Below are 22,470 nucleotides of genomic sequence, written 5' to 3' on the forward strand. Positions count from 1 at the left end.
TCCTAGGACTACGCTCTCCGGCCGAAACGCCACCCCTTTTGCAGGTAAACCGTCCAGACGGTACAGTAACTCCTGCGTCCCCCGATTTCCGAAGGATCCACCATGCTCACCGTTACCCAGCGCGCCGGGCGCAAAGAATGGACCGCCCTGGCCGTCTTGATGCTTCCGGTCCTGCTGGTCGCCGTCGACAACACCGTGCTCAGCTTCGCGCTGCCCGCGATTTCCCTGGCCTTCAGCACCAGCGGCACCACCCTCCTGTGGATCATCGACATCTATCCGCTGGTACTCGCCGGCCTGCTGGTGGCAATGGGCAGCCTGGGCGACCGGTTCGGCAGGCGCCGGATGCTGATGATCGGCGCGGCCGGATTTGCCGCACTCTCCGCACTCGCCGCGTTCTCCCCCAGCGCCGAACTGCTGGTTGCCGCACGCGCCGGCCTGGGCGTCTTCGGCGCCATGCTGATGCCGGCCACCCTGTCCCTGATCCGGAACATCTTCACGGACCGGACGCAGCGGCGCTTGGCGATCGCCATCTGGGCCGCCGGGTTCTCCGCCGGCGCTGCGCTCGGCCCGCTGCTGGGCGGCCTGCTGCTGGAGCACTTCTGGTGGGGTTCGGTCTTCCTGCTCGCCGTGCCCATGCTGCTGCCGATGCTGGTGCTGACGCCGGCGTATGTGCCGGAGTCGCGCGACCCCGAGCCCGGGCCGGTCGATGCGGCCAGCATCCTGCTCTCGGTCGCAGCGCTGCTCCCTGTTGTTTACGCCATCAAGCAGCTGGCCGGCGGCGGGAATCCGGGCGTCGCAGCGGTAACGTTCGCCCTCGGCATCGCGGCCGGCTGGCTGTTCGTCCGCCGCCAGCTGCGCCGTGCGAATCCAATGCTGGATGTCCGGCTGTTCCGCCACCGCCCGTTCACTGGCGCCGTGCTGGTCAACCTGTTGGCCGTTTTCTCCCTGGTCGGCTTCCTGTACTTCGTGTCCCAGCATCTCCAATTGGTCCTCGGGCTCAGCCCGCTGCGGGCCGGCCTGGTGCTGCTGCCAGGTTTGGCGGTCACCATTGCGGCCGGGTTGCTCGCGGTGCCGCTGGTCCGCCGGATCGCGCCGCACCGGGTGGTGGCACTTGCGCTGTTGCTGTCGGCGGCGGCGTACGCGCTGGCGGCTTCGACCCCGGACGCGTCGGCGGTGACCCTGATGACGGCATTCGCGCTGCTCGGCGCGGGAGTCGGCGCTTCCGAGACGCTCTCCAACGACCTCATCCTCTCCAGCGTCCCGGCGGCCAAGGCGGGGGCCGCTTCCGCCGTGTCGGAGACGGCCTACGAAGTCGGCTCCGTCTTCGGGACCGCCGTGCTCGGCAGCATCCTGGTCGGCGCCTACCGGCGGAACATCGCCCTGCCCGCCGGGCTGACCGCGGAACAGCAACAAGCTGCCGGCGAGACTCTCGGCGGGGCCATCACCGTTGCCGGACAGTTGCCGGAACGCACCGGGAACGCCCTGCTCGATTCCGCGGTCCATGCCTTCGACAGCGGCGTGACCGTCACCGCCGGACTGGCCGCAGTCCTCATGGTGGCTGCAGCGTGGCTCGCCTTCCGGACGCTGCGCATCCCGCAGCACCAGTGAGCCGGAGCGCCGCGTGTCACATATCCTTGCGTCATACCCCTAGGGGGTATAGATTGGCTCTGTAGTCCACCGATCGAGGAAGCCATGAGCCACACAGCACTGCCCGCGGAAACCGAAGCCGTCACCTCCCCCGCCGACGAGCACATCGGCCACGCCTACACGTCGGACAAGGAAGCGTACCTGCGCCGGCTCAAGCGCGTCGAGGGCCAGGTCCGCGGCATCGCCCGCATGGTGGAGGACGACAAGTACTGCATCGATATCCTCACCCAGGTCGCCGCCGTCAACAAGGCCCTGCACGCGGTCAGCGTGGGCCTGCTCGAAGACCACATCGGACACTGCGTCGTCGGCGCCGCCAAGGAATCCGAACTCAGCGGCGACCCGCAGATTGTCCAGGACAAAGTCAGGGAAGCCTCGGACGCCATCGGCCGGCTGCTGCGCTGACCTTCCCGCCCAACACATACCCCACCCCCAGGAGACAGACATGAGCATCACCACCATCAGCATCGACGGCATGACCTGCGGCCACTGCGTGGACGCCGTCACGGAAGAACTGCAGGCCCTCGACGGCGTCCGGGACGTCAGCATCGAACTCAACAAGGGCGGAATCTCCACGGCGACGGTCGATTCCGAGGCGGATCTTGACCCGGCCCAGATTGGCGAGGCCGTCGCCGAGGCCGGGTACACCGTCGTCGCGCAGAACGCGTAGGGCCAGACCTACTTCCGCGAGTACGACGACGGCGCCCTTTCGCCGACGTCCGCCCCCCTTCGTGCCCCCGGCAGACGCGCCGCCCCCGCACCGCCCCACGCAGAATCGAGATACCCAAACGATGGCCTCCCATCCCGGCACCGTGGATCCTGTAGCAGAGCCGAACCCGACCAGAACCGTACAACTGGCGATCGAGGGCATGACGTGCGCCTCCTGCGTGAACCGGGTGGAACGCAAGCTTGGCAAGATCGACGGCGTCCAGGCCAGCGTCAACCTGCCCCTGGAGTCGGCCGTCGTGAGCGTCCCGGACGGCGTCACCGACCAGCAGTTGGTGGACACGGTGAATGCCACCGGTTACAAGGCCCGGGTGAAGCAGCAACCGCATTCCGGGCCCGCAGCACGGCACGGGGATGCCGGCCACAGGCACAACGGGAACCCGCAAGCCGACCACCGCACCGGCCCGCCCCAGGACCGGCACGACCACCCCGGGCCTGCCGGGCACGGCGAAGACGGCGAGCACGCCGATCACGTGGATGGCGAGGACCACATGGCCCATGGCGGAACCGCCGGCCAGCTGCGTCCGCGCCTCTGGACGGCCGCCGTCCTGACCGTGCCGATCTTCATCATTTCGATGATCCCCGGGGCCCAGTTCCCGCACTGGGGCTGGGTGGCCTTTGCCCTGAGCATTCCCGTGGTGTTCTGGTCGGCCTGGCCGTTCCACCGCGCCGCCGCGGTCAATGCCCGGCACCTGGCCTCCACCATGGACACCCTGGTGTCCATCGGCGTGCTGGCCGCCTTCTTCTTCTCCGCCTGGCAACTGGCGATGGATCCGATGATGACCCAACACGTGCACGGCGACATGACCGAGCACGCGTTGTACTTCGAGACCGCCGCCGTGGTGGTCACCTTCCTGCTGCTGGGCCGCTATCTGGAAGCCAACGCCAAGCAGAAGGCCGGCGACGCGCTGAAGTTGCTGCTGAACCTGGGCGCGAAGGAAGCCACCGTCCTGCGCGACGGCACCGAAGTGAAGGTACCGGCCGCCGGGCTGGTGCCCGGGGACGTCATGGTGGTCCGTCCGGGCGAGAAGATCCCCACCGACGGCTACGTGGTCGACGGCCACTCGGCCATCGACGCGTCCCTGCTCACCGGCGAATCCGTGCCGGTTGAGGTGGATGTGGACGACGCGGTCATCGGCGCGACCATCAACACCTCCGGCCGGCTGCTGGTCCGCGCCACCCGGGTCGGATCGGACACCACGCTGGCCCAGATGGGCCGCCTGGTCAGCCAGGCGCAGGCCGGCAAGGCACCGGTTGCCCGGCTCGCGGACCGGATCAGTTCCGTGTTCGTGCCCATCGTGCTGGTCATCGCCGTCGCGACGTTCGTCCTGTGGATGATCTTCAGCGGGGACCTGCGCTCCGCGTTCACGGCCGCCGTCACCGTGTTGGTCATCGCCTGCCCGTGCGCCCTGGGACTGGCTACGCCCACCGCGCTGCTCACCGGCACCGGCCGGGCGTCCCAGCTGGGCATCCTGATCAAGGGGCCGCAGATCCTCGAGGACACCCGGCACGTGGACACCATCGTGCTGGACAAGACCGGCACCGTGACCACCGGGCAGCAGGCGGTGGAGGGCGTGCTGGCCCTGGCGGACCGCAGTGAAGACGAGGTCCTGCTGCTGGCCGGCGCCGTCGAGGCCGGCTCCGAGCACCCGATCGCCCTGGCCATCGTTGAAGCAGCCCGCAAGGTTGCGGCGCGCACCGCCACGCCGTCCGGCGCGACGGCGGGCAAGGACGCACTGCCGGCCCTCTCCGATTTCCACAGCACGGCAGGCGGCGGCGTCCGCGGCACCATCATCGACCGCGACGGCCGCGGCAGCACCGTCGTCGTGGGCCGCAACAACTGGATGGACGAAAACGGCATCGTCCTCGCCGACACCCACCGCGAGGCACTGCTGGAGCAGCAGCAGGCCGGATCCACGGCGGTCTGGGTCGCCGTCGACGGCGCCATCGCCGGAATCGTCAGCCTCCAGGACACCGTGAAGGAGAACTCGGCGGCCGCCATCGCACGGTTTAAGGACCTCGGCCTGCACCCCATCCTGCTCACCGGCGACAACGCCGCGGTGGCCGCCGAGGTGGCGGCCGAGGTCGGCATCGCCCCCGGGGACGTCTTCGCCGATGTGCTCCCCGAGGAGAAGGTGGCCGCGATCAAGCGGCTGCAGGACGAGGGCAAGACGGTCGCCATGGTGGGCGACGGCGTGAACGACGCCGCCGCGCTGGCCCAGGCCGACCTGGGCATCGCCATGGGCGCCGGCACCGACGTGGCCATCGAGGCCGCGGACCTGACCGTGATGGGCAGCGACCTCGGCCAGGTGGTGCAGTCCATCGAGCTCAGCCGCCGGACGCTCTCCACCATCAAGTCGAACCTGTTCTGGGCCTTCGCCTACAACACGCTCGGGATCCCGGTGGCCGCGCTCGGACTGCTCAACCCGATGATCGCCGGCGCCGCGATGGCCGCCAGCTCCGTGCTGGTGGTGGCCAACTCGCTGCGGCTGCGCCGCTTCGGGCGGTAGGGGGCGCCGGGCCTAGACGGTGGCCCCGTAGCGGACGGCGGCGCGGGCCCGGGCCTTCGCGGCTTCTTCCTCACGGTTCTTCGGGGGCGCCGCGGTCACCAGGTCGTCGAGCAGGTGGGCGGTGATGTGCGCGATCTCGTGCACGGCCTGGTTGAATGCTTCCTCGTTGGCCTTGGACGGCTTGTTGCTGCCGCTGACCTTGCGCACGTACTGCAGCGCCGCCGCCTCGATTTCGGCATTCGTCGCGGCGGGTTCGAAGTTGTGGAGCTGGCGGATATTCCGGCACATGTCGGGCCTCCGGTTCGGATCGTGGATGCTGGCTGGTTCCAGTTTGCTCCCCCGCCGCGGCATCGCACCACCCCCGCACACAACGGCCGCGGGGGCCCCACACCCTCCCACGCACGACGGCGGGGCCCGGCACAGTGCCGGGCCCCGCCGTCGTTCCGGGGTTCTAAACCAAACTGCAGCCGGTTAGTGCTTGCCCACCGGTTCCCGCTCCCCGACCGCTTCCCCTGCCGGGGCGACCGAGGCCAGCACCGGCTTGCCCAGCATGGAAATCACTACGGCGCCGATCAGCATCGGGATGATGAACAGGAAGTACAGGTCGGTAGGCTTCCAACCGCCGTCCATCAGTGCGCCGGCAATGATCGGCGAGGCGATCGCACCCACGCGGCCCATGCCGATGACCAGGCCCAGCGCTGTGCCGCGCACGTCCGAGGTGTAGTACGTGGGGCTGATGGCCAGCATGCCGGCAATCGGGGCGTTGGAGCCGAAGCCGACCAGCGCCGCGGCAAACAGCGCGCCGGCCAGCGATCCGGTGGAGAGCGAGAACGCACCGAAGGTCAGGCCGCCGATCACGAAGAACACCGCGAGGACCTTGCGCATCGGGAAGCGGGCACCGAAGACGCCCAGCACGACGGCGCCGATGATCGCGCCGACGCTGAAGAGCACGCCGGCGGTGATGCCGTCCTGCTGGCTGAAGCCGCTGGCGGTGACCAGCTTGGGGGTCCAGGAGTTGGCGAAGTAGAAACTGGCCATCAGGATGAAGTAGGCCAGCGAAATCAGGATGGTGCGGCGCGCATTGACCCCGGTGAGCACGTCGGCAAAGCGGGACTTCTTCTTGGCCGGGGCCGCTGGCAGGGCCGGCAGTTCTTCCACGACCGGCTGGCCGATCCGGCGCAGCACCTTGTTGACGCGCTGCAGGGCATTCTCCGGGCGGCGGACCAGCAGGAAGTCGACGGACTCGGGGACCGCTTTCAGGATGAACGGGATCATGACCACGGTGATGATGGCGCCAAAGAGGAAGGCGGAGCGCCAGCCGAACGCGGTGATCAGGGCGCCGGTGGCCATGCCGCCGAGCACACCGCCGATGGGCTGCCCGATGCTGACCAGGGCCAGCGCGGTGGAGCGCCGCTTGGCGTTGGAGAATTCGGAGGCCAATACGTTGGCCGTGGCCTGCAGGGTGCCCACCGCCAGGCCCGTGATGAAGCGCAGCACCACCAGCACGGCGTATCCGGGCGCAAACGCCGAGACAAGCATGCCCACGGCGACGACGGCCGCACCGATCACCAAGGTTTTTTGGCGGCCGATGATGTCGGCGACGCTGGAGACGAAGATGGAGCCGATCGCCATGCCGATCAGCGCCGAGCTCAGGAGCACGCCCAGCTGGCTGCCGGTCAGGCCCCAGTCCTCCATCACGGCATTGGCGCTGAACGCCATCACCAGGACATCGAAACCGTCGATCATGTAGAGCGCCATGCAGATGGCGATGACGCCGACCTGCGTGCGCTTCATGGGGGCTGCCTCGATGCGGGCTCTGATATCCATAGCGGACCTAACTTGTTGCTGATGCAGCCGCTCGGCAGCGGCTACAGACTGAACGACCGGTAAGTTCGGTTGAGCAATCAACTCTATGACCCGCGCGACCCGCTCCTGTGCCACACACCATAGATATGTGAGCAAGCTCTCGTGGCGGGTGTTACAGCACCTGCAGCCGAGCCTCGTTGAGATAGACGCCGAAGTTGTCGCCACGCCGCGGGCCCCGCTCGCCGCTCAGGCGGGGAAACCCCCGCGGCTTCTTCGGCCGCACTGGATCGCTCCAGGCGAAAGGAGCACAGTGAGTGGTGAGGGGAGTCACACTCGGCCCGGTAGCCCGCACTGAACAGGAAACCATCATGAAAACTGCAGTCCTCGGAACCGGCAGAGCCGGCCGAACCATCGCAGCACGCCTCGCCGAGCTCGGCCACACCGTCAGCATCGGAACCCGCGATCCCGAAACTACACTGTCCCGGACCGGGACTGACGCCATGGGCACACCGCCCTTCGCCGCCTGGGCCGCCGACAACCCCGGCATCGGCGTCGCCCGCTTCGCCGACGCCGCGGCCGGCGCCGAGATTATCGTCAACGCAACCAACGGCGGCGCCTCCCTGGACGCCCTGGCTCAGGCCGGGGCCGAAAACCTCGACGGCAAGGTCATACTCGACATCGCCAACCCCTTGGACCCCAGCACCGGGATGCCCCCGACCCTCTTCGTCAAGGACACTGATTCCCTCGGCGAGCAGATACAGCGCGCCTTCCCGGCCGCGCGCGTCGTGAAGTCCCTGAACACGCTCACCGCCGACCTCCAGGCCCGCCCCGCACTGCTCTCCGACTCCGGAACGGTCTTCGTTTCCGGCAACGACGCCGATGCCAAGATCACGGTCACCGAGCTCCTGAAGGATTTCGGCCATCGGGATGTCATCGACCTCGGCGACATCACTACCGCCCGTGGTGCCGAAATGATCCTGCCCATCTGGCTCCGCCTCTGGGGCGCGCTCGGCACGCCCCAGTTCAACTTCAAGATCGTCCGCTAGCCCTCTGGAGATGCTTCCGCTTTAACGCCGGCTTGGGGCCGCGCAATTCGTCGGCGCGGACCAGCACCACGCCCGTCACGATCAACACGCCGCCAACCAGTTGGATGGCCGCGGGCAGCTCGCCCAGCAGCAGCCAGGCCCAGATGACGGCGAAGAGCACTTCGGTCAGCGAGACGAAGGAAGCCACCTTGGTGCCCAGCGCCCTGGCCGCCATGATGCCGGTGACATAGGACAGCACGGTGGACAGCAGCACCAGTCCAACCAGCGGCACCCACCACTGGGTTTGCCAGCCGGCCAGCTCAACGCCGGCCGTGCTGAAGGCCATCGGCAAGATCTGCACCGCGCCCAGGGCGACGATGGCGGCACCGCCCACCAGCAGGCCGCCGGCGGCCAGCACCAGCGGCGGCAGCGAGTCGTTCTGCTTGGCGGTGATGAAGAAGTAGACCACCAGGCACACGGCGGCACCGAGCCCCCACAGCACGCCGGCAACGTCCAGCTTGACCGGCCCGAAGACGTCGAGGACGAGCATGAGGCCGGCCACGGCCAGCACGGTACCGGCGATGGTCGCTGGCCGCGGCAACCGGCGGCTGGTCAGCCAGAGCCACAGCACGATCAGCACGGGCGCCAGGAACTCCAGCAGCAGCGCCACCCCCACGGAGAGGGTTGCAACGGCATTGAAGTAGAAAAGCTGGCAGCCGGCCACGCCGATCAGCCCGAACAACACGATGGTCTTCCAGTTTTGCCGCAGCTGGCCCCACCGGCCGCGCAGCAGGAAGGCGGCCGGCAGGAACAGCACCAGCGCCGCGCACACCATCCGCACCGCCACCGCAGAGCCAGGCGTCCAGCCGGCCTCAAGCAGCGACTTGGCGAAGGGCCCCGAGAGTCCGAAGATCGCCGAGGAGGCCAAGGCGATGCCGACGCCGGCCACGGCGGAACCCGGGTGCGGCGGGGCTGTCTGGGTGCGCTGTTCGGCGGCGGTGGTGGCCATGACGGATCCTTGGGGAAGTGCGGGTTCGCTCCCGGCGCAGAACGGGTCTGTCAGGAGTCATGAGAGGTATACTCCTGACAATAACGCTGCCACTGTTCAGGAGTCAATGTGGTCTTTGCTCATGACACGGAGTACTCGCTGGTGGACGCGGCCCGGCTGATCAATACGGCCGAGGTCCACCCGGACACCCTCGCCAGCGTGGCGGATCTCGATGCTCTCGTGGACGATTTCGGTTTCACCGGCTCGCGGACGCATACGACGGCGGAGCTCGAGGCGGTCCGCGCCCTGCGCCCCGTACTCAAGGAGGTCTGGTCCGCGACGGAGGACCGCGCCGTCGTCGTTGTCAATACAATCCTGGCCGACGCCGGCGCCATCCCGCAGCTGGTCAAGCACGACCAGTGGGACTACCACTTGCATGCCACCCGCCCGGATGCGCCGCTGGAGGTGCGCATGGCCGTGGAGGCGGCGATGGCGCTGGTGGACGTGATCCGCGAGAAGCAGCTGGAACGGCTGCGGATCTGCGCCGCGGACGACTGCACCGCGGTGCTGGTGGACCTGTCGAAGAACCGGTCGAAGCGTTTCTGCGATACCGGCAATTGCGCAAACCGTACGCACGTGGCCGCCTACCGGGCGCGCAAGTCGGCTGCCGCCCGCTGACCGACGGGCCGGTGCCCGGCCTGGAGTGGTTGAGCGCCCGCCGCGGCCCTTAGCGGCTGCCGGACGCCCGGCCACACGCCCCGCCGCGGCCCTTAGCGACTGCCGGCCGCCCGGCCTCACGCCCCGCCGTGGCCCTGGCGGCTGCCGGCCGAGTAGGGCGGGCCGGGATCCAGGTCGATGACCGTCCGCAGCGGCGGCAGCAGCGAATCTTCCCAGCCGGCGGTGAACCTCATGCCCTCCGGACCGTTCAGCTGGCTCTTGGGCTGGATGACGGGACCGTGTTCGAACAGGTAGGCGGCCACGTTGAAGGCCAGTTCCACCATCTGGTTCGGATCCTTGTCGCGGAAGTGCACCTGCACGTCCGGCAGGCCCAGCTGGTACATGCCCAGGCTGTCCACGACCATGGCGCCCTCGTCGTTGCTGACCAGGAAGAACCGCATATTCACCGGGCCCGCCAGCGGGTGTGCCGCCTCCAGCTCCCCGGGGTCCCGCCAGTGGGAGTTGTGCAGCCACCGGACCGCGGCCGGCCGGGTCTCGGCGGCCAGCAGGCGCAGCACCCGCTGGAAGGACTCGACCCGCGGCTTGGGTTCGAAGCCGCTGGCCACCACTTCCGTCACCAGGATGCGGTGGGTGCAGCCGGGCACCTGCTGCTCGGCGTCCGGCCAGGACCAGCTTTGGTCCGCGGGGGTCGCCTCCAACGCCTCGGCGGCGGAGAGCGGCCCGCGGGGGACGGCCACGCCGGTGCTCAGCCGGATAGTCTTCACGCCGGAGGCGCCGTTGATGTCGAAGGAGTGCCCGGCGTGCGGCAGCAGGGCAACGCCGTCGGAAAAGGAGGCGCCGGGGAATTCCGCCGTCAGGCGCGCCTGGAGGTTCTCGCTGAAGAGTCGGGGATCCGACCGATACCACAGCTCCGCGGCCAACGTGGTCTTGGCCTCGGGCGCTGGTCCACCGCCGGGCACGGCGGTGTCGCCGGACGCCGTGGTGTCGCCGGACGCGGTGGTGTCGCCTGGCTCTGCCGGGAAGGGCAGGTGCGGGCAAGGCTGGCCGGAAGTCATGCTGCCAGCTTGTCAGGCCGGCCGGGCCGGCGCCAGCGCATCAGCGGCGCGCGCCGCCGTCGTCGTCGTTACCCGAAAGACGGTTGGTGGCCTGGTCGGGATTTGCGGCGGACTCCGCCGCCTGCTGTTCTTCCACCTGGGCCCGGCTCTGCGGCGTGCCCGGGGCCGGCACGGCGCCCGCGCCGCCCGGGATCTTCGAAGAGACGCGATGGATCCCGGAGCCCTGGCTGAGGTGTTCCGGATTCTCCTTGGTGGACATGGTCAGCACCGCCACGATCAGCAGCGAGGCGATGAAGGCGATGCCGGCCGCCGTGACGCCGAGGTCCCAGCGCAGCAGGTTTCCGGACCCGCCGGTGGCGAAGACCATGGTCAGGGAGCCGGCGATCACGGCAAGTACCGCCGAGAAGATCAGCGGGCCCTTGACGGACATCCGTCCTTCGTCCGGACGGCCAGACGCGTTCTTGCCCACGATGATTTCCTCCTGCTGACGGATAAAGCCTGCATCCAGTCTACCGACTGTAGAAGTTGCCGCGCAGGCGCCGGTGGCGGGGACCACACGTGCGGGCGGTATTCAGCCGGCCGCGGGCTGCCGGGCGTCGTGGCGCAGGCTGAGGGCGGCGATCAACAGGACGACGGCGATGATGATCGCCGCCCCGCCCAGCACACCCAGCAGCGCGTGCGGACCGAGGTGCGCGAAGAACGGCAGCGCGACACCGAAGCCCACGGACACGGCGCCGGTGGTCAGCCAGTCGCGGGCCAGCACGGAGCCGGCCTGACCGGTCGCGGCCGGGGTGCCCGCGGACCTCCCCGGGACGTCGCCGTGGGAGGGCCGGTTGCTCCACCAGAGCATCAGCTCGGCCCCGCCGGAGACCAGCAGCGCCGCGGTGGCCAGCACGGTGAACATCGGCACCGTCTGAAGGGCGCAGGCCAGGATGCCGGCGACGGCGAGCACGGCGGCCTGCAGGAGCAGCAACTGGCGGTGGGCAGCAGCCGCCGGCTTGCGCGCCAGCAGCCAGACCGCCCCGCCGCTGAGCAGCAGGAAAAGCCCGCCGGCCAGCGCCATCACGGTGCGGTCGGGTTCCTGCCAGAAGATGGTGGTGGCGCCGAAGGCGGCGGCCACGAGGGCGCGGATCAGGACCGGCTGCCAGAATACGGCCGCCTGGGTAGTACTCGGGATCGTCACGGTTCCAGCCTAATGTGCCCCGGTGACCATCCACGCATCGTTGCGGACCCGCCAACCGAGCGTTACCGCGCGCGCCGCCGTGTAGCCGAGCCCGAAGGCCGCCCACAGCCAGACGAGACCCGCTGCGCCGGTCAGCCCGGCCATGGCCACCCACATCAGCAGGGGCACGTAGGCAACCAGATTCACGACGCCGGCGATCGCCAGGTAGCGCGCGTCGCCGGCGCCGATCAGCACGCCGTCCAGGACGAAGACAAGCCCGCAGATCGGCTGGCTCAGGGCGAGAAGCCAGATCGCGGCCGTGAATGCCTGGTGGACGGCCGGGTCGGAGGTGAAGACCCAGCCGAGCACGGGGGCTACCGCCGCCAGCAGCAGGCCGGTCACTACGCCGAATCCGACGCCCCAGACGATCATCCGGCGGGTCAGCGAGTGTGCCAGCGCCTTGTTCGAGGCACCGAGTTCCTTCCCGATCAAGGCCTGGGCGGCGATCGCGATGGCGTCCAGCGCGAAGGCTAGGAAACTGTACATCGTCATCACCAGCTGATGGCCGGCCAGGCTCACCGGGCCCTGCGAGGTGGCCACGAAGACCGTGGCGAGCAGGGCGATGCGCATGCTCAGGGTCCGGAGCATCAGCCACGACCCCACGTGCGTGGTGGCCCTCAGGCCGACCCAGGTGGGCCGCAGCCGCACACTGTGTTTGACCGCCCCGCGGTAGACGATGACGAGGTAGACCGCCGCCATGGCCCACTGGACCAGGCTGGTGCCCATGGCGGACCCGGCCACCGAGAGCCCCATCCCGTAGACCAGCACGAAGTTCAAACCGATGTTGGCCAGGAAGCCCACGCCGGCGACCAGCAGCGGGGTCTTGGTGTCCTGCAGGCCGCGCAACACCCCGGTGGCCGCCAGCACGATCAGCATGCCCGGCAGGCCGGGCATCGACCAGCGCAGGTAGTCCACCGCGAACCCCTGCACCTGCCCGCTGGCCCCCATGGCCGCGGTCAGGTCCGGTGCGAAAGCCCAGCCGGCGGCGGCCAGCACCACGCCGACGGCGAGCGCAAGCCAGATGCCGTCCCGCCCGACGCCGTACGCATCCGAGACCCGGCCGGCCCCCAGCAGCCGCGCCACCGCCGGGGTGGTCGAGTAGGCGAGGAAGATCATCAGTCCGACGACGGTCTGCACCACGGTGGCGGCCAGGCCCATCCCGGCCAGTTCCGCCACGCCAAGGTGTCCCACGATGGCCGAATCGGCCGCCAGGAAGAGCGGCTCGGCGATCAAGGCGCCGAAGGCGGGGATGGCGAGTGCAAGGATTTGCCGGTTCAGGCTCCGTCCCTGCCGCTGCTCGGCAATCTTCTCCGGGTTCACGCCCTCCAGCTTAGGCGCCTTCGGGTGGCCCACCTCACTCCGTGCCGCCGCGTCCCCGCAGGGCGGGCACCGCCGTCACCCCCGCCACGACGGCGAGCGCGGCGGTAAACGCAACGACGCCGGTCCAGCCGAACCGGCCGAAGAAGAGGCCGCCGACCCAGCCGAACAGGCTGGACCCGGCGTAGTAGAAGAGGTTGTAGAGGCTGGACGCCTGGGCCGCGCCAACCGTCGCCAGCCGCGGCGTCCAGCCCGACGCGACCGAATGGGCGGCGAAGAATCCGGCCGTGAACACCAACAGTCCCAGCAGGATCAGCGGCAGCGAATCGGCCAGCGTGACCGCCAGCCCGGCGATGCTGACCAAGATCGCGCCCAGCAGCACGGGCAGCCGGCCGGTCCGCGCCGTTAGGCCGCCGGCGACCCGGGAACTCACGGTCCCGGCCAGGTAGGCCAGGAACAGCAGGGAGGCCAGCGAGGCGGGCAGGGAAAACGGCGGCGCCTCCAGCCGGAAGCCCAGGTAGTTGTAGACGGCGACGAAACCGCCCATCAGCAGGAAGCCCTGGGCATAGAGCGCCAGCAGCGGCGCCGAGCGCAGGTTGGCCAGGATCCGCTGCCCCAGCCCCGGCCCCTGTCCGCGCGGCACCGGCCGGAAGCCGCGCGGGGCCGGTGCGAGCCGGACGAACAGCACGGCGGCAAGCGCGGCGGCGGCGCTGACGGCCAGCACGCCGGCGCGCCAATCGGCCCACTCCCCCACCGGCCCGGCGATGAGGCGGCCGGCCAGGCCGCCCACCGTGGTGCCCGCCACGTAGGTGCCCGCCGCGACCGCCGCGTGCAGCCGCTGCACCTCCTCGTTCAGATAGACCAGTGCGACGGCGGGGATGCCGCCCAGCGCGGCGCCCTCCAGGAAGCGCAGCGCCAGCAGGGCGGGGAAGTGCGGCGCCAGCGGCAGGGCCAGGCCCAGGATCACGGCGGCGCTGATCGCCCACGCCATGGTGCGCTTGCGGCCGGCGCGGTCCGCCACCGCGGACCAGGGGATGACGGCCAAGGCCAGGCCGATGGTGGCGGCGGAAAGACTGAGCGCGGCATCGGCTGCGCTGACCTGGAAGCTTCGGGCGATGCCGGGCAGCACCGCCTGCACCGAATACAGCTGCGCAAAGGTGGCGAAACCGCCGAAGAGCAGCGCCAGGAGCATGTTGCGGTATCCCCGGGTGCCTTTCGGGTGGCCTGCCCAGGGATGCTCCGCGTCACTCACGCCTTCGATGCTAAGCCTGCCGCACGCAATGGTTGACCATGCCGCACATGTGCGGCGCAGGCCGCGCCACTACACTCGGATCAGTAGCGAAGCTTCGCAACTGGTACGTTTCGATGAAAGAGGATCTCCGTGTCCCAGCTCCAGCCCGGCATGTCCGCCCCCGACTTCACGCTCTCCAACGCCGACGGCAAGAAGGTCTCGCTGTCCGACTACGCCGGCGGGAACGTGGTGGTCTACTTCTACCCCAAGGCCGCCACCCCCGGCTGCACCACCGAGGCCTGCGACTTCCGCGACAACCTCAACTCCCTGCAGGCCGCGAACTACGACGTCATCGGGATCTCGCCGGACGGTCCCGAGGCCATCCAGGCGTTCAGCGACGCCGAGGGCCTGACGTTCCCGCTGCTCTCCGACCCCGATTTCGCCGTGGCCAAGGCATACGGCTCCTACGGCGACAAGACCTTCGGCGGAAAGGTCATCACCGGCACGCTGCGCAGCACCTTCGTGATCGGTCCGGACGGAACCATCAAGCACGCCGAGTACGACGTGGACGCCAAGGGCCACGTCGCCCGCCTGCGCGAGACCCTCGGGGTCTGATTAGGGGGCTTCCCAACATCCCAAGCACGACGGCGGTGCTCAGCCATCGCCGTCGCGCTCCGTTTCGGGTCCCTGCTCCACTCAACAACCGGAGCAGCCGCCCGAACCGGAGCGCCAGGCCGGCTTTAATCGGCCGGCCGCCGCCCGCCGCCGCCACCGCCGGTGCGCACCGTCAACCGCGCCGCGGCGGCACCGCCCAGCACCGCGCAGGAGAACCAGATCGCGCCGCCCGGGCCGAGCGGAGCGGCGACCAGGCCCGCGGCCAGCGGCAGCACAACCTGCCCCACCCGGTTGCCCAGCAGCCGCAGTGCCAGCGCCGAGCCCCGGGACTCCGGCCGGACGGCGTGGCTGATCAGCGTCATGGTCAGCGGCTGGCCCAGGCCCAGGAGGAAGCCGCCCACGAACAGCGCCGCCGCGGCCACCCAGAACGACTCCAGGACGAACGGCGTCACCGCGATCGCCGCGCCCGAGCCCAGCAGGCTGACCACCAGCAACTGGATCCGGGTCCAGCGATGCACCAGCCAGGGCAGCAGGATCCGGGAGATGATCGACGCGCCCGCCCGCACGGCCAGCAGGACGCCGACCCAGAGCGGGGGCACCCCGAGCTCCTCGCCGACCAGCGGCAGGAACGCCACCAGGATGTCGATCACCGAGAGCAGCGCCATGGACGCCAGCATGTTCCAGGCCACGCCGGGCCGCCGCAGGATCTGCAGCACCGGCTCCTTCACCACCGGCTCCCGCGCGGCGCCGCCGTCGTTCTTGCCGCGGCGGAGCCGCCGGGCCGCGGCACCGGGATGCGCGCCGATCAGCATCACGGGCGCCCCGGCGGCGGCAATGCCGGCCGCCAGCAGCAGGGCCAGATCGATGGCGCCGAGCCAGCTTGGCCCCACTCCCGCCGTCCCGCTGCCCAGCAGCAGCCCGGCGAGCAGCGGGCCGAGCAACTGGCCCAGCGAAAACGCGGCGGTGAACCAGCCAAAGCCCGTGTCCATCTGATTCAGCTGCGCATACCGCCCGATGGCGGACTGGCCGGCAATGGTGAATACCAGGTGCCCCACCCCGAGCAGGGCCATGGATACCGCGATGACCACGAATCCCTGCGCCAGGGCCAGCCCCAGCGTGGCCACCGCCAGCAGGGCCGCACCCAACGCGACCATGCCCTTGAGCGAAGGAATACGGTCGCTGACCCGCCCCAGCCACAGCGCCGCCACCACCGGCAGCACGGCGTAAACGGCGGTCACCACGCCGATCACTGCCGCGTCTCCGCCCAACGCCAACAGCTTGTAGGACACCACGGGCCGCGACACGTTCAACGACGTCTGGGTCAGCACGGCGGCCGCCATCAGGACCCAGAGCCAAAGGCGGGACCCGGGCTGGTGCGGCGGCTGCGTGCTCATGTCCTCGTTCCTGAAGTAAGGTCGGCCTCCCCATTCTGCCCCGCGCCCGGCCGTTCGCCGCAAAACCGTTGCGCAGCCCGTGCCTCGGTGGTCGAATGGGTGGCATGGCTACTGGGGAGACCGTCCTGGCAATCGGGACCAAGAAGGGCCTGTGGCTCGCTACCAGCCGCGACCGGACCAACTGGTCCCTGTCCGGCCCGCACTTTTTGATGAACGAGATCCCCAGCATCGGGATCGACCAGCGCGACGGCTCGACCCGCCTGCTGGTGGGCGCCCGCTCCGAGCACTGGGGGCCCACGGTCTTCCGCTCGGAGGACCTCGGCGAGACCTGGACGGAGCCGGAGAACGGCGCCATCCGCTTCGGCGACGACGACGGCGCGGCGCTGGAGCGGATCTGGCAGATCCAGTCCGACGCCGCGGACCGGCCGGGCGTGGTCTGGGCCGGCTGCGAACCGATTTCCGTCTGGAAGTCCACCGACGGCGGCGAGCACTTCGAGCTCAACCGTGGCCTGTGGGACCACCCGGACAAGGACCAGTGGGGGGCCGGTTACGGCGGGGCGGCCGTTCATTCGGTCCTGCCGAGCCCGCAGGATCCGGATACCGTGCACGTGGCGATGAGCACCGGGGGCGTGTACCGGACCACCGACGGCGGCGCCAGTTGGCAGGCACGCAACCACGGCATCAGCGCCTACTTCATGCCCGACCCGAATCCCGAGGTGGGCCAGTGCGTCCACAAGATCGCGAGGGATGCCGCCGAACCGTCCACCCTCTTCGCGCAGAACCACCACGGTGTCTACCGCTCGGACGATTCCGGCGACAACTGGCAGTCCATCGCCGACAGGCTGCCCACCGATTTCGGCTTCGTCATGCTCACCCATCCGCGGAAGTCCCGGACCGCCTGGGTGGTCCCGATCAAGGCCGACGGTGAACGGATCCCGCCGGACGGGCATCTCGCCGTCCATCGGACGGACGACGGCGGCGCCACCTGGGCGCGTTTCGCCACCGGATTGCCCGATTTGGACTACAACGTGGTGCTGCGCGACGCCGCTGCCGTGGACACCGGGGATCCGGCCGGCGTCTACTTCGGCACCCGCGGCGGCTCGGTGTATGCCAGTGCCGACGAGGGCGAAGTGTTCGTGGAAGTGGCCTCGGGGCTGCCGGACGTCCTGTGCGTCCGCGCGGCCAACCTGTAAGGAGGGATCCCCGTGGTGGGTGTGGCGGAAAAGGCGGTCACCGTCGTCGTGCCCAGCCTGCTCGCCAAGGTCACCGGCGAGCAGCGTGAGCTGACCGTGCCGGCATCCGGCCCGCAATCTGTGGCGGAGATTCTGGACGCCTTGGCCGGCGACTACCCGGTCTTCAACCGCCGGGTCCGCAACGAAACCGGTGCCATCCGCCGCTACGTCAATCTCTATCTCGACGGCGAAGACATCCGCACGCTGCAGGGGCCGGCCACGCTCGTGGCTCCCGGACAGGAACTGCTCATCATCCAGTCGGTTGCCGGCGGATAGGAACCACGTTTAGCTACCGTAGTGATCAGACGACCGCATGAGACCGAACCAGACAACAGGAGGGCCCGCGATGACCAGTACCGGCAACCACGAAGCAGACGTCCCCGAAGCAGATGAAGCCGACCGCGCCTGGCAGGAGCGTCCGGTCGATGAGGACGCCGCGGACACGGCCGTACCAACCGTGCTGCCGGTCGACTGGGAAGCGAACGAGGCCGACCTGCAGGAGCAGCTGGAACTGATCAAGCCCGACGACGACGACGAGTATCCGCGCGGGGAAGCCGAGTAAGACCGGTCCGCCAGGGACGCCGGAGCGCGGCCAGGGCGTGGTTGCGGCACTGGAATAATAGCCGCATGCGACTTGCAGTTTTCACCGGATCAGCCAGCGGCACGGACGACGTCTACGCGCGGGAGGCGGAGCGGTTCGCCACCGAACTCGCCTCCCGCGGCATCGGGATTGTGTACGGCGGCGGTCAGGTGGGCCTGATGGGCGTGGTCGCGGACAGCGCGGTGGCGGCCGGCGGCGACGTGGTGGGCGTGATCCCGGAGTCGTTGGACAAGACCGAAGTAGGTCACGTCGGGCTGAGCAGCCTGCACGTGGTGGACTCCATGCACGAGCGCAAACAAATGATGGCCGACCTGGCCGACGCGTTCGTGGCGCTGCCGGGCGGCATTGGAACGCTGGAGGAGATTTTCGAAGCCTGGACGTGGCTTCAGCTCGGTATCCACGAGAAACCGGTGGCCTTCCTGAACATCAACGGCTTTTGGGACCAACTGCTGGCTACCATCGACGGCCTGGTCGCCAGCGGCTTCCTCAAACAGGACTATCGGGATGCCGTCATCGTGGCCGGCTCCGCCGCCGAGCTGCTGGACGCCATCGACGGCTGGAGGCCTCCGGTGCGCAAGTGGCGGGATCCCGGCGAGCGCAGCCGGATCTAGCTGCTGCGACGGAACGCAGACAGCGCCCCTCCCTTCCGGGAGAGACGCTGTCGGGGGGTATCAGACGCCGGGAGGCCCCGCCGTCGTACCGGGTGAGGACCCGGCCCTTACGGGAAGAACTTGTCCAGCTCCGCGGGCTTCCCCAGCGTGCCGTACTTCAGGGCCGCGTCGGCGAGCTTCTGCGCCGCCTCCATGTTGAAGTCCTTGCGGAAGGTCGGCAGGGCCATCTCCGCGCGGGCGTCTTCGTCGATCTTGGTGTAGGTGCCCACGATCTCGCGGACCTCGTCCGGGTTCTCCTGCGCGTACTCCAGCGAGCGGTTCATCGCGGCCTGGAACTTCTTTACCAGCTCCGGATCGCCGGAAACCGTGTCGCCGGTGGCGAAGTAGCCTGAGATATCCAGGTTCTTGTCGAAGTCGGCGAAGTTGTAGGAGACCACGCGGCCGCCGTCCTCGACTGCCTGGGACAGGAACGGATCCAGGATCCACGCGGCGTCCACCTGCCCCTTGGCCAGGGCGGCCGGGGCGTCCGGGAAGCCAATCTCCACGAATTTCACGCTCTCGGGGTCGCCGCCGTCGGCCTCGATCACGCTGCGGATGGTGGTGTCGCCGATGTTGGAGAGGGTATTCACCGACACGGTCTTGCCGGCCAGGTCCTTGGGCGACTTTATGTCCGAATCGCCATTAACCACTACCCCGCCGAAATCGTGCGAGGTGTCTCCCGAGGTGGAGTTGCCGTTGGCCACTAACTGGATGTCCAGGCCCTTGTCGTTGGCCACCATGACCGACACGACGTTGCCGAAGGCGAAGTCGAACCCACCGCTGACCACGGCGGGGATGGCCGCCGCGCCGCCGGCGACATTCTGGATGTCCAGGTCCAGTCCCTCTTCTTCGAAGAACCCCTTCGAGTCGCCGAGCCACAGCGGGGCGGTGTCCACAATCGGAATCACGCCGACGGTCACCTTGGTCAGGCCCCCGGGGGCGGCGGATTCGTTCCCGCCGGCCTCGTTGCCGCCGCCGCTGGGTGATCCGGATCCACAAGCCGCCAGTCCAAGCGCGGAGACACCTGCCAGCAGCGTCAGTATTGTTCGCTTCATGTCACTTCCTCAGTTCGAAAAAATCAAGTGACAGCGCCCGCGGTCTCCCCCAACCGGAAAGCGCGGCCATTGCGCTGCCACCGGGGACCACTATGTCACGGCTCACACCGCATGCTCGCCGCGCGTCCGTAATGTGACGCGTCACGCATCTCGCTGCAAGACCCCCACGCGGGGAGGCAAATCACCGGGCAGCGAGTTGCTCCTTGACCTGCTTGCGGAGCACCTTGCCCAGGATGGACTTGGGCAGCTCCTGGGCCGCAACTATCCGGCGCGGGACCTTGTACGCCGCGAGCCGGCCGCGGCAGTAGTCCCGCATCCCCTGTTCGTCCAGCCTGACGTCGCCTCCGGGGCGAAGCACGACGGCGGCCGCCACCTCCTCGCCTCCCTCCGGACGCGGAATGCCGACCGCCGCGGCCTCCATCACGTCGGGGTGGGAGCGGAGGGCGTCTTCGACTTCCGACGGCGAAACATTGAAGCCGCCAGTGATGATCAGTTCCTTGACCCTGTCGACGATGCGTACGTTGTGCTGCGCGTCCACGGTGACGATGTCGCCGGTGCGCACCCAGCCGCCGTCGAGCAGGACCTCCGCCGTTTCCTCCGGCTTGCCCCAGTACCCCTGGAAGACCTGCGGGCCGCGGATCAGGAGTTCACCCGGCTCGCCGGGGGCGACGTCGTTGGACGGGTCCTCCGGATCAACCACCCGCATCTCCGTGTTGGGGAACGGAACACCGATCGTGCCGTTCTTCCGCGTGGGCGCGAACGGGTTGCCCAGGGCCACCGGCGAGGTCTCCGTCATCCCGTAGCCCTCCACCAGCAGGCCGCCGGCGGTCTCCTCCCATAAGTCAACGGTGGCCTGCGGCAGGTTCATCGCACCCGAGATGGCGAACCGCACGGACCCCAGATTCACCCGGCGCTTTCTGGCTTCCCGGGCGGTCCGCTCGTAGATGGGCGGCACGGCGCAGAATATGGTGGGCGGAGTCTTCTTCGCCGCCGCCAGCACCAGGTCCACGTCGAACTTGGGGAACAGGACCACCCGCGAACCGATGAGCACCCCGAACGTCAGGTGCAGGGTCATGCCGAAGGCGTGGAACATCGGCAGGATGGCGTACATGACCTCCTTGCCCTCGGAGATTCCGTGCATCCAGGCGCGGCCCTGCTCCGCGTTGGCCCGCAGGTTCCGGTGCGTGAGCATGGCGCCCTTGGGCTGTCCGGTGGTGCCGGAGGTGTACTGGATGGCCGCCAGATCGGTCACCGCCGGCCGGGGATGCGACTTCTTCAGCGGCCTGGCCTGCAACAGCCTCTCCCACGTGACGGTGCCCTTCACCGGCGCGGTCAGCGCTGTGCGCGCCTTCCTCGCAGCCGGGACCGGCAGCCGCAGGGCCAGGCGCTTCGCCCGGGGCATCGCACGGGTCAGGTCCACGGACACGATCGCCTTGACCTCGATGTCCGGCGGGAACCCCTGCACTTTGGCCACCACGTTGTTCCAGACAATGGCTACCGTCGCCCCGTGGTCCTCGAACTGGTGGCGCAGTTCGCGCTCGGTGTACAGCGGATTATGTTCGACGACGACGGCGCCCAGGCGCAGCACGGCGTAGAAGGCCACCACGTGCTGGGGGCAGTTCGGCAGGATCAGGGCCACGCGGCTGCCCGGGCCTACGCCGAGCCGGCGCAGGCCTTCCGCTGCCCGGTCTATCTGGCGGCCGAGCTCCCGATAGCTCGTCGTGGCGCCGAAGAAGTCGAGGGCCGTCTGCTTCCGGAACCGGCGGACCGAGGTTTCCAGCATGTGGGACAGGGATTCGGTGGGAACTTCGATCTCGGCCGGCACGCCTGGCTGGTAGTTCTGCAGCCACGGGCGGTTTTCAACGGTGGACACAGCAGTGGCCCGTCCTCTCACTCGGTTGATACCAGTCTAGGGCGCGTCTTTTGGGCCCAACCAACAAGGCCCCGCCCTCCGGTCGGAGAACGGGGCGTTGCTGGCACAGCGAATTACTGCGCGGGCAGCTGCAGAACCTGGTCCACGAAGATCAGGTTCGGATCGGCAACAGTGTCCGCATTGACCGCGAACAGATCCTGCCATCCGCCCTGAAGGCCCAGGGACTGGGCGATCTTGCCCAGGGTGTCGCCGGGCTGGACTGTGTAGGTTTCGCCGCTGACCGCCGGGGCCTGCACCGCGGGCGCGGCCTGTACCGGGGCCGGCGCGACCGGGGCCTGCTGGACCGGCGCCTGGGCGACCGGAGCCTGCTGGACGGGTGCCTGCTGGATCTGGGCCGACTGGCTGCTCACCTGCGACCCTCCGCCGCCGCCGGACAGTCCCAGCTTGGACGAGCAGGCAGGCCAGGCGCCCCAGCCCTGGCTGTCCAAAACGTTCTCTGCCACGGCAATTTGCTCGGCGCGGCTCGCGTCAGCGGCAGAACCGCTGCCGCCGTTCGCCGCCCACGTGCCCGGGGCGAACTGCAGGCCGCCGGAGTAGCCGTTGCCGGTGTTGATGTTCCAGTCACCGCCGGACTCGCACTGGGCCAAGGCGTCCCAGGTCGCCCCGTCGGCCGCGTTCGCGGCCGGTCCGACCAGCGCAACGCTGGCTCCGGTCAGGGCGACGGCCGCGAGGCCGCCACGGAGGGCACGGCTAAGGTTCAGGTTTTTATTTGGATTCACAATGCTCCGGTTAGGCCGCCTTGTGCTCAGTCCGTCCCCGAACGTCTCCGCACCGCCGTCAGCCACTCG

The 22,470-nt window shown here is 69.2% G+C and carries 23 protein-coding genes; 11 read left to right on the top strand and 12 right to left on the bottom strand.

The genetic code is table 11. The features are described 5' to 3' along the window. Positions 1–102 precede the first annotated feature (102 nt). From AC5RV3_RS06665 to AC5RV3_RS06680, 4 genes are all read left to right on the top strand, one after another. Positions 103–1,608 (top strand): MFS transporter, encoded by a 1,506-nt coding sequence (locus tag AC5RV3_RS06665; RefSeq protein ID WP_494121440.1) that lies wholly within the window; start codon positions 103–105, stop codon positions 1,606–1,608. A gap of 84 nt (positions 1,609–1,692) precedes the next feature. After that, positions 1,693–2,049, top strand: coding sequence for a metal-sensitive transcriptional regulator (locus AC5RV3_RS06670; RefSeq protein WP_494112304.1), 357 nt, complete (start codon positions 1,693–1,695; stop codon positions 2,047–2,049). Between the two features lie 40 nt (positions 2,050–2,089). Beyond that, positions 2,090–2,314, top strand: coding sequence for a heavy-metal-associated domain-containing protein (locus AC5RV3_RS06675; RefSeq protein WP_494112303.1), 225 nt, complete (start codon positions 2,090–2,092; stop codon positions 2,312–2,314). 121 nt (positions 2,315–2,435) lie between these two features. Further along, positions 2,436–4,880: a heavy metal translocating P-type ATPase gene (locus AC5RV3_RS06680; protein ID WP_494121441.1), complete on the top strand. Its 2,445-nt coding sequence runs from the start codon at positions 2,436–2,438 to the stop codon at positions 4,878–4,880. A 12-nt stretch (positions 4,881–4,892) separates the two neighbouring features. On the opposite strand, the gene AC5RV3_RS06685 is transcribed toward AC5RV3_RS06680, so the two are convergent. Then, on the bottom strand, positions 4,893–5,168 hold the full coding sequence (locus tag AC5RV3_RS06685; protein ID WP_493989913.1) for a DUF2277 domain-containing protein: 276 nt from the start codon (positions 5,166–5,168) through the stop codon (positions 4,893–4,895). A gap of 183 nt (positions 5,169–5,351) precedes the next feature. Beyond that, complete coding sequence (locus AC5RV3_RS06690; protein WP_494121442.1) at positions 5,352–6,707, bottom strand: MFS transporter; 1,356 nt, start codon at positions 6,705–6,707, stop codon at positions 5,352–5,354. A 347-nt stretch (positions 6,708–7,054) separates the two neighbouring features. On the opposite strand from AC5RV3_RS06690, the gene AC5RV3_RS06695 reads away from it, so the two are divergent. Beyond that, a complete protein-coding gene (locus AC5RV3_RS06695) occupies positions 7,055–7,732 on the top strand; it encodes an NADPH-dependent F420 reductase (RefSeq protein ID WP_494121443.1) in 678 nt (225 codons plus the stop codon). Here the strand turns inward: AC5RV3_RS06695 and AC5RV3_RS06700 are convergent. Beyond that, on the bottom strand, positions 7,716–8,720 hold the full coding sequence (locus AC5RV3_RS06700; protein ID WP_494121444.1) for an EamA family transporter: 1,005 nt from the start codon (positions 8,718–8,720) through the stop codon (positions 7,716–7,718). The two genes, AC5RV3_RS06695 and AC5RV3_RS06700, sit on opposite strands and share 17 nt — an antisense overlap. A 108-nt stretch (positions 8,721–8,828) precedes the next feature. Here AC5RV3_RS06700 and AC5RV3_RS06705 point away from each other — a divergent pair, with 108 nt between their 5' ends. After that, positions 8,829–9,377: a CGNR zinc finger domain-containing protein gene (locus AC5RV3_RS06705; RefSeq protein ID WP_494121445.1), complete on the top strand. Its 549-nt coding sequence runs from the start codon at positions 8,829–8,831 to the stop codon at positions 9,375–9,377. Between the two features lie 116 nt (positions 9,378–9,493). On the opposite strand, the gene AC5RV3_RS06710 is transcribed toward AC5RV3_RS06705, so the two are convergent. The 5 genes from AC5RV3_RS06710 to AC5RV3_RS06730 all read right to left on the bottom strand — a co-directional run bounded on the left by AC5RV3_RS06710 (position 9,494) and on the right by AC5RV3_RS06730 (position 14,163). Further along, positions 9,494–10,432: a DUF4261 domain-containing protein gene (locus AC5RV3_RS06710; protein WP_494121446.1), complete on the bottom strand. Its 939-nt coding sequence runs from the start codon at positions 10,430–10,432 to the stop codon at positions 9,494–9,496. Positions 10,433–10,472: 40 nt separating this feature from the next. Next, a complete protein-coding gene (locus tag AC5RV3_RS06715) occupies positions 10,473–10,901 on the bottom strand; it encodes a hypothetical protein (protein WP_494121447.1) in 429 nt (142 codons plus the stop codon). A 102-nt stretch (positions 10,902–11,003) separates the two neighbouring features. Continuing rightward, the gene (locus AC5RV3_RS06720; RefSeq protein WP_494121448.1) at positions 11,004–11,615 is read right to left on the bottom strand and encodes a hypothetical protein; all 612 of its coding nucleotides are present in this window, start codon (positions 11,613–11,615) and stop codon (positions 11,004–11,006) included. Between the two features lie 9 nt (positions 11,616–11,624). Then, a complete protein-coding gene (locus AC5RV3_RS06725) occupies positions 11,625–12,959 on the bottom strand; it encodes an MATE family efflux transporter (RefSeq protein ID WP_494121516.1) in 1,335 nt (444 codons plus the stop codon). A 49-nt stretch (positions 12,960–13,008) separates the two neighbouring features. Then, positions 13,009–14,163, bottom strand: a complete 1,155-nt coding sequence (locus AC5RV3_RS06730) for an MFS transporter (protein WP_494121517.1) — start codon at positions 14,161–14,163, stop codon at positions 13,009–13,011. Positions 14,164–14,352: 189 nt separating this feature from the next. Between AC5RV3_RS06730 and bcp the strand changes: the two genes are divergently transcribed. After that, positions 14,353–14,817, top strand: coding sequence for a thioredoxin-dependent thiol peroxidase (bcp, locus tag AC5RV3_RS06735; protein WP_494121449.1), 465 nt, complete (start codon positions 14,353–14,355; stop codon positions 14,815–14,817). A 125-nt stretch (positions 14,818–14,942) separates the two neighbouring features. Here bcp and AC5RV3_RS06740 read toward each other — a convergent pair whose 3' ends face one another. Further along, a complete protein-coding gene (locus AC5RV3_RS06740; protein ID WP_494121450.1) occupies positions 14,943–16,211 on the bottom strand; it encodes an MFS transporter in 1,269 nt (422 codons plus the stop codon). A gap of 95 nt (positions 16,212–16,306) precedes the next feature. Between AC5RV3_RS06740 and AC5RV3_RS06745 the strand changes: the two genes are divergently transcribed. From AC5RV3_RS06745 to AC5RV3_RS06760, 4 genes are all read left to right on the top strand, one after another. After that, positions 16,307–17,404 carry a WD40/YVTN/BNR-like repeat-containing protein gene (locus AC5RV3_RS06745; protein WP_494121451.1) on the top strand — a complete coding sequence of 366 codons (1,098 nt, stop codon included), beginning with the start codon at positions 16,307–16,309 and terminating at the stop codon, positions 17,402–17,404. Positions 17,405–17,416: 12 nt separating this feature from the next. Next, positions 17,417–17,719 (top strand): MoaD/ThiS family protein, encoded by a 303-nt coding sequence (locus AC5RV3_RS06750; RefSeq protein ID WP_494013556.1) that lies wholly within the window; start codon positions 17,417–17,419, stop codon positions 17,717–17,719. A 70-nt stretch (positions 17,720–17,789) separates the two neighbouring features. Beyond that, complete coding sequence (locus AC5RV3_RS06755; RefSeq protein WP_494121452.1) at positions 17,790–18,005, top strand: Rv3202a family protein; 216 nt, start codon at positions 17,790–17,792, stop codon at positions 18,003–18,005. Between the two features lie 65 nt (positions 18,006–18,070). After that, positions 18,071–18,655 (top strand): LOG family protein, encoded by a 585-nt coding sequence (locus tag AC5RV3_RS06760; protein ID WP_494112285.1) that lies wholly within the window; start codon positions 18,071–18,073, stop codon positions 18,653–18,655. Positions 18,656–18,762: 107 nt separating this feature from the next. Here AC5RV3_RS06760 and AC5RV3_RS06765 read toward each other — a convergent pair whose 3' ends face one another. The 3 genes from AC5RV3_RS06765 to AC5RV3_RS06775 all read right to left on the bottom strand — a co-directional run bounded on the left by AC5RV3_RS06765 (position 18,763) and on the right by AC5RV3_RS06775 (position 22,401). Next, positions 18,763–19,749: an ABC transporter substrate-binding protein gene (locus AC5RV3_RS06765; RefSeq protein WP_494121453.1), complete on the bottom strand. Its 987-nt coding sequence runs from the start codon at positions 19,747–19,749 to the stop codon at positions 18,763–18,765. Between the two features lie 181 nt (positions 19,750–19,930). Further along, positions 19,931–21,622, bottom strand: a complete 1,692-nt coding sequence (locus AC5RV3_RS06770; protein WP_494121454.1) for a long-chain-fatty-acid--CoA ligase — start codon at positions 21,620–21,622, stop codon at positions 19,931–19,933. 113 nt (positions 21,623–21,735) lie between these two features. Further along, the gene (locus AC5RV3_RS06775) at positions 21,736–22,401 is read right to left on the bottom strand and encodes a transglycosylase family protein (RefSeq protein WP_494121455.1); all 666 of its coding nucleotides are present in this window, start codon (positions 22,399–22,401) and stop codon (positions 21,736–21,738) included. Positions 22,402–22,470: the final 69 nt, after the last annotated feature.

The organism is Arthrobacter sp. Y3221114 (genome assembly GCF_059092625.1).

Coding starts and splice junctions, on each gene's coding strand:
- AC5RV3_RS06700 (WP_494121444.1), bottom strand. CDS start 8,720: ATGGCCACCACCGCCGCCGAACAGCGCACCCAGACAGCCCCGCCGCAC.
- AC5RV3_RS06680 (WP_494121441.1), top strand. CDS start 2,436: ATGGCCTCCCATCCCGGCACCGTGGATCCTGTAGCAGAGCCGAACCCG.
- AC5RV3_RS06730 (WP_494121517.1), bottom strand. CDS start 14,163: ATGCTCCTGGCGCTGCTCTTCGGCGGTTTCGCCACCTTTGCGCAGCTG.
- AC5RV3_RS06765 (WP_494121453.1), bottom strand. CDS start 19,749: ATGAAGCGAACAATACTGACGCTGCTGGCAGGTGTCTCCGCGCTTGGA.
- AC5RV3_RS06740 (WP_494121450.1), bottom strand. CDS start 16,211: ATGAGCACGCAGCCGCCGCACCAGCCCGGGTCCCGCCTTTGGCTCTGG.
- AC5RV3_RS06695 (WP_494121443.1), top strand. CDS start 7,055: ATGAAAACTGCAGTCCTCGGAACCGGCAGAGCCGGCCGAACCATCGCA.
- AC5RV3_RS06760 (WP_494112285.1), top strand. CDS start 18,071: ATGCGACTTGCAGTTTTCACCGGATCAGCCAGCGGCACGGACGACGTC.
- AC5RV3_RS06665 (WP_494121440.1), top strand. CDS start 103: ATGCTCACCGTTACCCAGCGCGCCGGGCGCAAAGAATGGACCGCCCTG.
- AC5RV3_RS06710 (WP_494121446.1), bottom strand. CDS start 10,432: ATGACTTCCGGCCAGCCTTGCCCGCACCTGCCCTTCCCGGCAGAGCCA.
- AC5RV3_RS06685 (WP_493989913.1), bottom strand. CDS start 5,168: ATGTGCCGGAATATCCGCCAGCTCCACAACTTCGAACCCGCCGCGACG.
- AC5RV3_RS06755 (WP_494121452.1), top strand. CDS start 17,790: ATGACCAGTACCGGCAACCACGAAGCAGACGTCCCCGAAGCAGATGAA.
- AC5RV3_RS06690 (WP_494121442.1), bottom strand. CDS start 6,707: ATGGATATCAGAGCCCGCATCGAGGCAGCCCCCATGAAGCGCACGCAG.
- AC5RV3_RS06675 (WP_494112303.1), top strand. CDS start 2,090: ATGAGCATCACCACCATCAGCATCGACGGCATGACCTGCGGCCACTGC.
- AC5RV3_RS06745 (WP_494121451.1), top strand. CDS start 16,307: ATGGGTGGCATGGCTACTGGGGAGACCGTCCTGGCAATCGGGACCAAG.
- AC5RV3_RS06670 (WP_494112304.1), top strand. CDS start 1,693: ATGAGCCACACAGCACTGCCCGCGGAAACCGAAGCCGTCACCTCCCCC.